This window comes from uncultured Merdimonas sp. (assembly GCF_963929015.1).
In the GTDB taxonomy this organism is placed as follows: Bacteria; Bacillota; Clostridia; order Lachnospirales; family Lachnospiraceae; genus Merdimonas.
The window spans coordinates 260,001-272,574 of the sequence record NZ_CAWVHE010000003.1; the positions used below are offsets into that span (position 1 = coordinate 260,001).

The 12,574-nt window shown below is 48.3% G+C and carries 7 protein-coding genes and 1 rRNA gene (1 of these 8 running past the window's edge); 4 read left to right on the plus strand and 4 right to left on the minus strand.

The window, feature by feature from the left end; translation table 11 throughout:
- Together ABGT54_RS02050 and ABGT54_RS02055 are read left to right on the plus strand one after the other, a co-directional pair.
- Window positions 1-2,542: ribosomal RNA gene (locus ABGT54_RS02050) — 23S ribosomal RNA — on the plus strand; it begins 350 nt to the left of the window's first position.
- Between the two features lie 118 nt (window positions 2,543-2,660).
- Window positions 2,661-4,151, plus strand: a complete 1,491-nt coding sequence (locus ABGT54_RS02055; protein ID WP_346662623.1) for a rhamnulokinase family protein — start codon at window positions 2,661-2,663, stop codon at window positions 4,149-4,151.
- 53 nt (window positions 4,152-4,204) lie between these two features.
- Here ABGT54_RS02055 and ABGT54_RS02060 read toward each other — a convergent pair whose 3' ends face one another.
- Together ABGT54_RS02060 and coaBC are read right to left on the minus strand one after the other, a co-directional pair.
- Window positions 4,205-5,491, minus strand: a complete 1,287-nt coding sequence (locus ABGT54_RS02060) for an aminotransferase class I/II-fold pyridoxal phosphate-dependent enzyme (RefSeq protein WP_346662910.1) — start codon at window positions 5,489-5,491, stop codon at window positions 4,205-4,207.
- A 196-nt stretch (window positions 5,492-5,687) separates the two neighbouring features.
- Window positions 5,688-6,896 carry a bifunctional phosphopantothenoylcysteine decarboxylase/phosphopantothenate--cysteine ligase CoaBC gene (coaBC, locus tag ABGT54_RS02065; protein WP_346662624.1) on the minus strand — a complete coding sequence of 403 codons (1,209 nt, stop codon included), beginning with the start codon at window positions 6,894-6,896 and terminating at the stop codon, window positions 5,688-5,690.
- 230 nt (window positions 6,897-7,126) lie between these two features.
- On the opposite strand from coaBC, the gene ABGT54_RS02070 reads away from it, so the two are divergent.
- Complete coding sequence (locus tag ABGT54_RS02070; protein ID WP_346662625.1) at window positions 7,127-7,786, plus strand: ECF transporter S component; 660 nt, start codon at window positions 7,127-7,129, stop codon at window positions 7,784-7,786.
- Between the two features lie 6 nt (window positions 7,787-7,792).
- Here the strand turns inward: ABGT54_RS02070 and ABGT54_RS02075 are convergent, their stop codons facing one another.
- Window positions 7,793-9,283, minus strand: coding sequence for a response regulator (locus ABGT54_RS02075; protein WP_346662626.1), 1,491 nt, complete (start codon window positions 9,281-9,283; stop codon window positions 7,793-7,795).
- Window position 9,284: 1 nt separating this feature from the next.
- The gene (locus ABGT54_RS02080) at window positions 9,285-11,084 is read right to left on the minus strand and encodes a histidine kinase (RefSeq protein WP_346662627.1); all 1,800 of its coding nucleotides are present in this window, start codon (window positions 11,082-11,084) and stop codon (window positions 9,285-9,287) included.
- Between the two features lie 254 nt (window positions 11,085-11,338).
- On the opposite strand from ABGT54_RS02080, the gene ABGT54_RS02085 reads away from it, so the two are divergent.
- Complete coding sequence (locus tag ABGT54_RS02085) at window positions 11,339-12,460, plus strand: ABC transporter substrate-binding protein (RefSeq protein WP_346662628.1); 1,122 nt, start codon at window positions 11,339-11,341, stop codon at window positions 12,458-12,460.
- Window positions 12,461-12,574: the final 114 nt, after the last annotated feature.

Genomic DNA, 12,574 nt, shown 5'->3' on the forward strand with positions numbered 1-12,574 from the left:
CAGAGAGGGTGAAAGCCCCGTAAGCGAAAGGGAAGTTGACAAGGCGGGATCCAGAGTACCACGAGACACGTGGAACCTTGTGGGAAAGAGCGGGGACCACCCCGTAAGGCTAAATACTCCTTAGTGACCGATAGAGCATAGTACTGTGAAGGAAAGGTGAAAAGGACCCCGGGAGGGGAGTGAAAAAGAACCTGAAACCATATGTTTACAAGCTGTGGAACATCTTTATATGATGAACCGCGTACTTTTTGTAGAACGGTCCGGCGAGTTGCGCTTTCTGGCGAGGTTAAGGACTTAAGGTCCGGAGCCGAAGGGAAACCAAGTCTTAACAGGGCGAGTGAGTCAGAGGGAGCAGACCCGAAACCGGGTGACCTACCCATGTCCAGGTTGAAGTTGCCGTAAAAGGCAATGGAGGACCGAACCCACATCCGTTGAAAAGGGTGGGGATGAGGTGTGGGTAGGGGAGAAATTCCAATCGAACCCGGAGATAGCTGGTTCTCCTCGAAATAGCTTTAGGGCTAGCCTCATACAAGTCTTGCGGAGGTAGAGCACTGAATTTCCTAGGGGGCGTCAAAGCTTACCGAAGAATATCAAACTCCGAATGCCGCGTAGATGGTGTATGGGAGTCAGACTGCACGAGATAAGTTGGGCAGTCGAGAGGGAAAGAGCCCAGACCTGCAGCTAAGGCCCCAAAATGTGTGTTAAGTGGAAAAGGATGTGGGATTTCGAAGACAACTAGGATGTTGGCTTAGAAGCAGCCACACATTCAAAGAGTGCGTAATAGCTCACTAGTCGAGAGGTCCTGCGCCGAAAATGTCCGGGGCTGAAACACACTGCCGAAGCTCAGGAATGTAGCAATACATTGGTAGAGGAGCATTGTTAAAGGGACGAAGCGGTACCGATAAGGAGCCGTGGACTTTTAAGAAGAGAGAATGCCGGAATGAGTAGCGAGAGGAAGGTGGGAATCCTTCCGGCCGAATATCCAAGGTTTCCAGAGTAAAGCTGATCTGCTCTGGGTAAGTCGGGGCCTAAGGCGAGGCCGAGAGGCGTAGTCGATGGACAACAGGTGGAGATTCCTGTACCACAACATAACAGAACTGTGGGGACACGTGTGGAGAGCATGAGCCGGGAATGGGAAGACCGGTGCAAGCGAAGTAGGAGTGTGATTGGCAAATCCGTCACATGATCCAAAGGCGTGATGCGGACCGAACAAAGAGTAGGGAAGCATGTGAGCCATGCGTCAAGAAAAGCCGCTATCGTTTATGTTGTGCCCGTACCGTAAACCGACACAGGTGGATGAGGAGAGAATCCTAAGGCCGACGGGAGAAGCATTGTTAAGGAACTCGGCAAAATGACTCCGTAACTTCGGGAGAAGGAGTGCCGGTGAGAGCCGGCCGCAGAGAATTGGCCCAAGCAACTGTTTAGCAAAAACACAGGTCTGTGCAAAACCGAAAGGTGAGGTATACGGGCTGACGCCTGCCCGGTGCTGGAAGGTTAAGGGGAGAGGTTAGCTTAAGGCGAAGCTTTGAACTTAAGCCCCAGTAAACGGCGGCCGTAACTATAACGGTCCTAAGGTAGCGAAATTCCTTGTCGGGTAAGTTCCGACCCGCACGAAAGGCGTAATGATTTGGGCACTGTCTCAACAATGCACCCGGTGAAATTGAAGTACCAGTGAAGATGCTGGTTACCTGCGCCAGGACGGAAAGACCCCATGGAGCTTTACTCCAGCTTGATACTGGGATTCGGTATTGCATGTACAGGATAGGTGGGAGGCATTGAAGTGGTGACGCCAGTTGCCATGGAGCCGCTGTTGGGATACCACCCTTGCAGTACTGGGTTTCTAACCAGCAGCCGTGAACCGGCTGGGGGACAATGTCAGGTGGGGAGTTTGACTGGGGCGGTCGCCTCCGAAAGGGTATCGGAGGCGCTCAAAGGTTCCCTCAGAATGGTTGGAAACCATTCGAAGAGTGCAAAGGCAGAAGGGAGCTTGACTGCGACACCGACGGGTGGAGCAGGTACGAAAGTAGGACTTAGTGATCCGGTGGTATAAAGTGGGATTGCCATCGCTCAACGGATAAAAGCTACCCTGGGGATAACAGGCTTATCACTCCCAAGAGTTCACATCGACGGAGTGGTTTGGCACCTCGATGTCGGCTCATCGCATCCTGGGGCTGAAGTAGGTCCCAAGGGTTGGGCTGTTCGCCCATTAAAGCGGTACGCGAGCTGGGTTCAGAACGTCGTGAGACAGTTCGGTCCCTATCCGGCGCGGGCGTAGGATATTTGAGAGGAGCTGTCCTTAGTACGAGAGGACCGGGATGGACTGGCCGCTGGTGTATCTGTTGACCACCAAGGTCATGGCAGAGTAGCCAAGCCGGGAGGGGATAAACGCTGAAGGCATCTAAGCGTGAAGCCCCCCTCAAGATGAGATATCCCTAACGCAAGTTAGTAAGACCCCTTGAAGACGACGAGGTAGATAGGGCAGAGGTGGAAGTACAGTAATGTATGGAGCTGACTGCTACTAATCGGTCGAGGGCATGACCAAAGAAGGTCGGTAGGCAGGATGAACAAGTTTCTTATATGCAGTTTTGAAGGTATATGTAAGATGAGGTCAGGGACAAAAGTCCCTGATTTTTTTTATAGCAGAAAGAAGGTGAAGTGTAATGGCAAAAGTACTGGCTATCGACTTGGGTTCATCCAGCGGACGGGCGGTCAAGGGAGAATATCAGGATGGATCATTGACATATCAGGAAATTTACCGGTTTGAAAATGTACCGGTTCAGAAAGGACGATATTTATGTTGGGACTTTGATCTTCTTCTTGGGGAAGTAAAACATGCGATTGAGATGGCAGAAGATATTGACAGTATCGGGATTGATACCTGGGGAGCTGATTTTGGCATTTTAGATCAGAAGGGACAGCTTTTGATGCCGCCGGTTCATTACCGGGACCGCCGTACGGAAGGGATGACAGGGAAGGCACAGGAGAAATTTTCGACAAAAGAATTATTTCAGATGTGTGGAAATCAGACGTATGCCACTAATTCGCTGTATCAGATCCTTGCTCTTAAGGAGACTGAACCGGAATTATGGAAGCAGACGGCTAAGATTTTACATATGCCTGATCTGATCAATTATTTCCTTTGTGGAAATGCGGTCTGTGAGCGGACGATCGCCTGTACGACGCAGATGCTGGAACCGGTGAGCCGAAGCTGGAATCAGCGGGTTCTGCAGGCATATCAGATTCCGGAGACTTTGTTTGCACCTTTGACGGACAGCGGCACTGTGATTGGAGAATATACAGGTAAGGGGACAAAACCGGTCAAAGTGATCGCCGTTGCCGGTCATGATACACAGAGCGCCGGGGCAGCTATGACAGAAGATACGGACTCAACGGCGTTCCTAAATATCGGCACCTGGAGCCTTCTGGGAGTGGAGCGGAAACAGCCGATTCTGACGGATCTTGGATTTGAGCTTGGAATATCAAATGAGCAGGGCCCTTACCTGGATATTCAGTGTATTATGAATATTGTTGGAACGTGGCTTTTACAGGAGTGCAGACGGGAATGGACGGCGGAAGGTAGAATGGCTTCCTATAATGAACTGGAACGGCAGGCGGCATTGTGCGATCCATTTCAGTGCTTTATTGCTCCGAATTCGCCGGATTTTGCCCTTCCCGGGCATATGCCGGAGAAGATACAGGCTTTCTGCCGTAAGACGGGCCAGAGGGCGCCAGAAAGCGCTGGAGAGGTTGTCAGATGCATCTACGAAAGTCTGGCGCTCAAATATCGAAGAGAGCTGGAAAAACTAGAGCAGGGCATGGCAGAAGAGGAGGAGAAGAGGCTGCATGCTCAAAAGAGCGCAGGAAGGATTGAGAAGCTGCAGATCCTTGGCGGCGGCGCACAATCAGAGATGCTGTGTCAGATGACAGCCGATATTTGCAGGAAACAGGTGATCGCCGGGCCGGTAGAAGCAACAGCCCTGGGAAATCTTGTAATCCAGCTGAAAGCATTGGGAGAGATTGCGGATGAAGGGGCGGCCAGAGAGACGATCCGCCGGGCAGAAACAACGATTATCTATACTCCAAACGATGAAGTAGAAGAAAGACAGGCAATAGAAAACGCCTATCAGAAATTTAAGGAGATTGACAACTAAAAAGTGACGGGGGACGGGGGATTTCTGAAAATCCCCCGTCCCCCGTCACTTTTTTATTTCGTTGCCAGCAGCTTTTCGATGCTGACTAGTTTTACGCTTAATACAAAGATCTCGGTGGCAAGTTTCAGTTCTTCTACTGTCGGATAGGACGGCGCGATACGGATGTTGCTGTCATGGGGATCTTTTCCATACGGGAAAGTGGCCCCGGCAGGCGTCATGATCAGGCCGGCTTCTTTTGCTTTTGCCACGATGGCTTTTGCACAGCCGTCCATGGAATCAAAGGAGATGAAGTATCCGCCGCGTGGAGCGAGCCAGGAGCCGATACCCAGTCCGGCAAGCTCTTTCTCAAAGGTGTTCAGCACGATGTCGAATTTGGGACGCATGATGTCTGCGTGCTTTTTCATGTGCTCTACCATGCCGTGGATGTTTTTAAAGTATCTTGCGTGGCGGAGCTGGTTGAGTTTGTCGTGGCCGATGGTCTGGATCTTCATCATCTTCCGGATGTCTGCCAGGTTTGCATCAGATGCGGCGATCGCAGCGATGCCGGAGCCCGGGAAACTGATCTTGGAAGTAGAAGAGAACTTGTAGACCATATCCGGATTGCCTTCTTTTTTACATTCCATCAGGATTTCAATGAGATAATCCTGTTTATCTTCATATAAATGGTGGATGCCGTATGCGTTATCCCAGTAAATGCGGAAATCTTCCGCTGCTGGTTTCAGTTTTGCAAAACGGTGGACCGTTACGTCAGAATAGGTGATGCCCTGCGGGTTGGAGTATTTCGGTACGCACCAGATACCTTTGATGGCCGGGTCGGAGCTTACCAGCTCTTCTACCATATCCATATCCGGTCCTTCCGGTGTCATGGGTACATTGATCATCTCAATGCCGAAATATTCGGTGATGGCAAAATGTCTGTCATATCCCGGTACCGGGCACAGGAATTTTACTTTATCGAGTTTGCACCAGGGAGTGCTGCCCATTACGCCGTGGGTCATGCTGCGCGCAACGGTATCGAACATCACATTTAAGCTGGAGTTTCCAAAAATGACGATATTGTCCTTTGGTACTTCCATCATATCTGCAAGAAGCTGTTTTGCCTCGGCGATTCCGTCCAGGACGCCGTAGTTGCGGCAGTCTACGCCTTCGGTACATTTCAGGTCAGAATCGCTGGTCAGTACGTCCATCATGCCCATGGAGAGGTTCAGCTGTGCGGTAGACGGCTTGCCTCTGGACATATCCAGGTTCAGATTCTGTGCCTTTACTTCTTCAAATTCAGCTTCCAGTTTGCTTTTTAATTCTAATAATTCTTCTTTTGATAATTCTTCGTATGCTGTCACTTTTCCATCCTCCACTCTTTTTTGCATCCTTCAATTTCAACATTTTAACGGCAATTTGACGTTCCGTCAATAGATTCTTGCAAAAAATATGGCAAAATATACGATTAAAGGCAAAAACAGAATGGAAATTGAAATATCCGTGTTTTTAAAATGCAAAATCGTTAAAAAAGAGACGAGGAATTATCATAAAGTCAGACTACTTTGACGAAATCTGTTTTCGCCTTGCAAGGATCTCGTCCAGGAGGCAGAAGGCGGCGTCATCTTTGCTCATCCGTTCCAGTTCCCGCACGGAATCCGGGGTGATGATGGTGATCACATTGGTGGTAGCTTCAAATCCTGCGCCCGGAACTTTCAGGTTATTGGCCGCGATCATGTCCAGATGTTTCTTTTCCAGCTTCTTCTTTGAATTTTCCAGCATATGCTCTGTCTCCATAGAAAAGCCGCACAGGAACTGGCCGGGACCCTTGTGTTCTCCCAGATACCGGAGGATGTCGTCGGTCCTCTCCAGCGGAAGGGAGGCATTGTCGTCTGATTTTTTCACCTTTTCCTCGGAAACTTTTGCCGGACGGTAATCCGCTACAGCCGCGGCCTTGATGATGATATCCATATCCGGGCTGTGGCTGGTGACGGCTTCAAACATGTCTCTTGCAGAAATGACCGGGATCACATCTACAGCAATGGGAGACTTCAGAGAGGTCGGACCAGTTACCAGGGTTACGTCCGCGCCTCTTAACATACAGGCTTTTGCGATGCTGTATCCCATACGCCCGGAGGAGTGATTGGTCAGGAAACGGACCGGGTCCACGGCTTCCTGCGTGGGGCCGGCGGTAACCAGGACTTTTAGTCCCTTCATATCCTTTTTGCAGGCACAGGCCTTTAGGATGTATTCATATAAAAGCTCCGGCTCCGGCATTTTCCCTTTCCCTTCATCTCCGCAGGCCAGATGTCCGGTGGCAGGTTCGATCACTTCCATGCCGTATTTCTGCAGGAGCAAAAGATTGTCCTGGGTGACCGGATTTTCATACATGCCGGTATTCATGGCAGGTGCGATCAGCTTGGGCGCGCTGCTTGCCAGGATTGTGGTGGTCAGCATGTCGTCCGCCAGGCCGTGGGCCAGCTTGGCGATCACATTTGCGGTGGCAGGAGCCACCATGATCACATCGGCTTCTTTTGCCAGGGAAATGTGTTCCACCTGAAATTCAAAATTCCGGTCAAAGGTGTCAGTGACACATTTGTGTCCGGTCAGTGTTTCAAAAGTAATGGGATTTATAAAATTTGTGGCATGTTCTGTCATGATCACCCGTACATTTGCGCCGGATTTTACCAGCATACTGGCAAGAGAAGCGCTTTTGTAGGCGGCGATGCCTCCGGTGACGCCAAGAAGAACGGTTTTTCCTTTTAACATATAGATAACCAGCCTTTCTGAATCAATGCATCTTAGGGATCAGTGTTCCAATCAAATCGGATGATTGGATCATGGGATTATTGTACCATGGGGAAAGGAAGAGAGGCAAGGACAGGCTTTGATTTCAGGTCAGAAAACTCTTGTATGATCTTGTTCGGTGGTGCTATAATGTTTCAGGAATTGTATTGTATCCCGCACAGGACGGGAATGATAACAAGGAGGAATTGAATATGAAGACGAAGAAACACGACACCCGATGGATGGTCAGTGTTGCACTTATGGCAGCAATCGTCATTGTCCTGGCGAATACACCGCTTGGCATGATCCAGCTTCCGGTGATTAAGGCGACAACTGTACATATTCCGGTGATCATCGGCGCGATTCTGCTGGGACCGTCTGCAGGCGCGATCCTGGGCGGGGTATTTGGAATCTGTTCGCTGATCAGCAACACAATGGCCCCTACATTACTATCCTTTGCGTTTTCGCCGTTTATGAGTACAACGGGAATTCCAGGCGCATTGAAAGCAATCTGGATCTCCGTAGGCTGCAGGATCCTGATCGGTCTGATCTCAGGCTGGCTGTGGATGCTTCTTATGAAGCTTAAGATGAGTCAGCTGATCGCACTTCCGGTTGTGGGATTTGTAGGATCCATGGTAAATACAGTGACAGTCATGGGAAGTATTTACCTGATGTTTGCAAGAGAGTATGCCCAGGCAAGAGAAGTAGGAGTCAGCGCAGTATGGGGACTGATCATGGGAACCATCACAGCGTCCGGTATCCCGGAGGCGATTGCGGCGGCAGTGCTGGTGCTGGCGCTTGGAAAAGTCCTGGTAGGGGTGTTCCGGAAAATGAACCTCCGCACATCCACAGGTTCCATGCGTGTGTTTTGAGATAGATTAAGTGTTTTTGCTGCGCCATTCCTGCGGCGAGATCCCGAAGGAGGCTTTGAAACACTTGGAAAAGTAAGCCGGATTCTGAAAGCCGGTATCAGAGGCGATCTCAGAGATCCTGATCCCGGGATCTTTCAGCAGCTGCAGGGCGTGCTGTAATCGAAGATTGCTTAAATAAGCATTAAAATTAATCCCCATTTCTTTTTTAAAACTGCGGGACAGGTATTCCGGATTTACATGAAGCTCATCCGCGATACTGACCAGAGAAATGGGATCCATATACCGTTCTTCCATGATAGAAGCCGCGCGGGAGATCCGGGGAGAGAGATTGACCAGACTTCCCGCGGGGCGGCGGTATAAAAGAGACAGATCACAAAGAAGAGCATTTTTCAGGTCTTCCCATGATTTCGATTCCGAAATCCGGGAAGATATTTTTTGCATATTGCGGGAATATGCCGTCAGGTCTGAAGCATAACCGTTCAGATAAAGGGTTTCGTAAATGTTGGAACACATAAGCTTCAGGTCTTCAATGTCAGGATATAGAATGTTTTTTGCCAGATTGAGAAATTGTTCTATCTGTGCAAGCGTCGACTGGGAAGCCAATGTATATAATGTTTTGCGGATGGCCAGATAGTGCTCTTTTAGCTGCGAACGCTGGTCTTTTTGTGTGCCGGGCGCTTTCAGGGCTGTAATCCCGTAGAAATCAAGATCTCTGTAGCGGCAGAGATTTTCTGCTTCTGCAAACAGACTGACAGCAGGAGTCAGGATGTCTGTGTACAAAAGAAGGGAAAGTTCATTATATTTCTTCAGCTGTCTTAAGTACACGGACTGTAGCTGCAGCTGTGTCAGAAGGCTGGGATGACTGGCAAGACTTAGACATCCCAGGAATACGTTTTTATCCAGCGCGGCAGAAAACTGAAAAGTAGTTTCATTTACAGAAGGGTAAAAGGGCTTTTGGATCTCATCCTGGGAGTCATACTTTAACAAGACGCAGAAACAGGTGCCAGGAAGAGAAAAATCTGCATAAGAAGAAAGAAGAGTCAGGAACTCTTCGTTGCTTCCGGTTCCGGTAAGCAGCATAGACTGCAGTTTTTTCTCGTACTGTTCATTGTCCTTTGCGGCATGTTTTTTCTGGATGAAATTATCGATCGAATCCAGCAGACTTTCACTGTCAATCTCTGTTTTTAGCAGATAGTCTACGGCGTCGTATTTAAAAGTGCTTCTGACATAACTATAGTCATCGTAGCTGCTAAGTACGATGGTTCCGGTGCCCGGATAGTTTACCGATATATTTTTTAATAGTTCTACACCATCCATGTGAGGCATACGGATATCAGTTACCACCAGGTCATAAGGACTCTGACGCATTTTAGCGAGAGCTTCCTGCCCGTTTGCCGCGCTGTCCACATGGTAATCCGGACGGTTTGACCGGATCAGATATACCAGCCATTCGCGGATCGGATGCTCATCATCTACAATTAATATCTTAAAATCCATGTTATTTTCCTCCATGTTTTGGCAAAAGAATACAGATAATCGTATGAAAGTGATCGTCACAGGATACATGAAGCCCGTAAGATGAGCCGTAAAGCAGCTGGAGCCGTTCCTGGATATTGCGTAAACCGATGTGAGAGGTTCCGGAAGCGGAGGCAGCTTCTTTTTGCTGCAGGATCTGTGTCAGCTCCTGCTGGGTAAATCCGATGCCTGTGTCGCAGATTTCGATCCGCAGATCCGATCCCTGTTCCAGGAAGCGGATCTCCAGCTCAATGTTATTCTCGACGGGAGATATGGCGTGGAGAAAAACATTTTCTACCAGGGGCTGCAGAAGAAAACGGGGAATATATAACAAGGACAGATCTTCTGGCAGCAGGATCTTCAGCCGGACCTGATTGTTGTATCTTAGATTCTGCAGCCTTACATATTGCTTCAGAGACATGACTTCGTCCAGCAGGGAATTTTCCGTTTCATTGGAACTGACCGAAGATTTCAGGATGGAAATCAGGATGGTCAGCATCTCACATGCGCGGTCCGGATCATTCATCAGGATCATACACTTGATTGAAAAAAGTGTGTTGTATAAAAAATGCGGATTGATCTGTGCTTTCAAAAAGTTAAACTGCGCGTCATTTATTTTTTTCTCCGATATCCGGATATCCTCCAGTAAAATAGCAATTTTATCGGACAATTGATTATAGCTGGTCTCAATGCTTTTGATTTCCCGCAGAGAGGACCGGACCTTCAGCTTGGCAAACTGATTTTCAATGGATTCCTGCATATTCTGGCAGATCGTCCGAAGAGGCCTGGAGATGCAGGAAGAAATAAGCGTAATAATAATGAGTGAGATCAGATAGCAGACCAGGCTGATTCCCAGAGCCTTGATCACAGTCTGGTTGATGGGTGCGGTTACGACCTGGAGCGGGATCTGCTCGTAAAGGGTCCACCGTGTTGTAGTGGAATAATACTTGGCGCTGAAGTACTGATTGCCGTCTTCCATGGTATCGATGGAATAATCGTTGTCGCCGCGTACAAACAGATAGTCGTCCAGGTTGGACAGTGTTTGTCCGATCTCATTCTGGTTGCTGGAAGAGATAATGACAGAGTTCTCGTCCAGAAGGAAGAAACGACGGCTGGTATGGGGCGGATAGAGGCTGCTGTAAGAAGAACGCAGATTCTCTTCCGGAATGTATACAATGATCGATCCGGCATAGTCGCCGCTGACACTGTACAGGTTTTTCACAATGGCAAAGGAAGAGGTGACATTTTCGTTGCCGGAATGTGAGATTAAAAAATTGGGCACAGTATAGTCTGTCTCTTTCAGACTTTTTTGTTTGGTAAACCAGGCATAAGACTGCACCTGCTCAAAATCGTTTTCAGAGTGGCTGTCAGTAGAGTAGGTAAATCCGTTCGTGCTAAAACACATGATCTCAAAGGTAAGTCCTGCCTGTAGAAATGCGCTGTGATATTCTGCGTAAAGGCTGTCGATATCTGCCCTGACCTGGGCGGTGCCTCCCATATCAGAAGTACTGCTTAGGAGCGTGCCGATAATGCTTTCATCCTGATATAAAAGTTCTGCGATCGTTCCGGCGCCGGTTGCAAGAGAATCGATCTGTTGTGAGATCAGCTGCAGATTGGCGATGCGGTTATCATTCAGCTGTGAAAGCATGGCCGTACGAAAAAGATGGTAATATCCGATAGAAAAGGAAACAGTCACAAAAGTGATCAAAAGGGCCATTACTAAAAATAGAAGTTTTTTGATATTAAAATCAGATTTAAAGGTTCTAAAAGTGTTCTTTTTCATAGCGTGTCTCTCCCAAATCAGTCTTCAAATATCAGTCTAAATTGTATCATATATTTGTGCTTAATCAAAGAATAATAGTTATAATGGTCAAAATAGTAATAGAATATCAAAAAAAGAAAAGAAAAAATAAAATAAATTATATAATTGGACAAAATATCAAAAAAGGATGTCAATTATTTGATTGTTTGCAAAGTAGAAAAAAGGATAACATGAAATCAAACAAAACGAAACGCAAAGCAAAGGAGGAGATTTGTATGAGAAAAAGAAGAGCCTGTCTGGTTGCGCTGGTAATGACAGCAGTAATGGCCCTGGCCGGATGCGGCGGCGGTTCCGGCGGCGGAACAGACACTACGGACGGTCAGTCTTCCGGAAACGGAGGATCAGATGGAGAGCTTGTCACCATTCGGGTGGCGACTCTGGCCCAGCAGTTAAGTCTTCCCATGTACTACATCAGTGAGCAGGGATGGGATGAGGAGAATGGATTTAAACTGGAAATCACCACATTTTCCCAGGGAACGGGCATCAATGAAGCTCTGGGATCCGGGCTTGTAGACGTCTGCACCATTGGAGCAGCCGGGATCAATTCCTGCAGTGTTTATGATGCCGTATATCTCTTTTCCCATGAAGACAGCGCGGCAGGACAGAACTGCTATGTACGCAAGGACAGCGCGATCGCGAAGGAAACCGGATATCTGGAAGATTACCCGGACGTTCTTGGGTCTCCGGAAACGATCAAAGGCGCGACGATCCTGCTCCCCATGGGAACCGGAAATCAGGCGGAGATTGACACTTATCTGGAACTGCTTGGCCTCACAGAGGAAGATGTCAGCCTGGTGAACATGGATACGGCGCCTGCTTATCAGGCCTTTGTATCCGGTGAAGGCGATATGTGTATGACAGCCTATCCCACGGCGGATGAATTTGACCCGGACGAATATGTGCTGGCTTTCAGCATGAATTCCATAGATTTCCCATATTATGACAACATCATTGTTTCCAGGGAATTCTTCGACAATGAGGCGAATCATGACGCGCTGGTTAATCTGAGTACACAGATCTTAAGAGCCGCGCAGGCATTCCAGGACGATGAGCTCCTGATGGATGTGATGATGGAGTGGTATGAGCTGAACGGACAGAATGTGGACGAGGAATCGGTAGCGCACCAGACGCTGGAGCGGCCGTTCTTTACCTATGAAGATTTTAATTCTGTTGACACTACAGCGTCATTCAGGAATATGGCGGAATTTTACGCTTCCATCGGTAATATTTCTGATGAGGATCTGGAACGTGTATTCGCAAACATGGATGATACGATTATCCAGGAGGCGCTGCAATTATACGAGGAAACCTATCTTCAGACAACAGATGAAAGTTAAGGCAAGGTGAGATTCATGAAGAAAAAAGCAAGTGTACGGTTTCGGCTGATTTCGGTTGCTTCTGTTATCTGTTTCTTTCTCCTGTGGGAGCTGGTTACGGATGTGCTGGAGATT

What these genes read in the sequence shown, in the direction of transcription:
- ABGT54_RS02055 (WP_346662623.1), top strand. Translation starts at nt 2,661, where the DNA reads ATGGCAAAAGTACTGGCTATCGACTTGGGTTCATCCAGCGGACGGGCG.
- coaBC (WP_346662624.1), bottom strand. Translation starts at nt 6,896, where the DNA reads ATGTTAAAAGGAAAAACCGTTCTTCTTGGCGTCACCGGAGGCATCGCC.
- ABGT54_RS02070 (WP_346662625.1), top strand. Translation starts at nt 7,127, where the DNA reads ATGAAGACGAAGAAACACGACACCCGATGGATGGTCAGTGTTGCACTT.
- ABGT54_RS02075 (WP_346662626.1), bottom strand. Translation starts at nt 9,283, where the DNA reads ATGGATTTTAAGATATTAATTGTAGATGATGAGCATCCGATCCGCGAA.
- ABGT54_RS02080 (WP_346662627.1), bottom strand. Translation starts at nt 11,084, where the DNA reads ATGAAAAAGAACACTTTTAGAACCTTTAAATCTGATTTTAATATCAAA.
- ABGT54_RS02085 (WP_346662628.1), top strand. Translation starts at nt 11,339, where the DNA reads ATGAGAAAAAGAAGAGCCTGTCTGGTTGCGCTGGTAATGACAGCAGTA.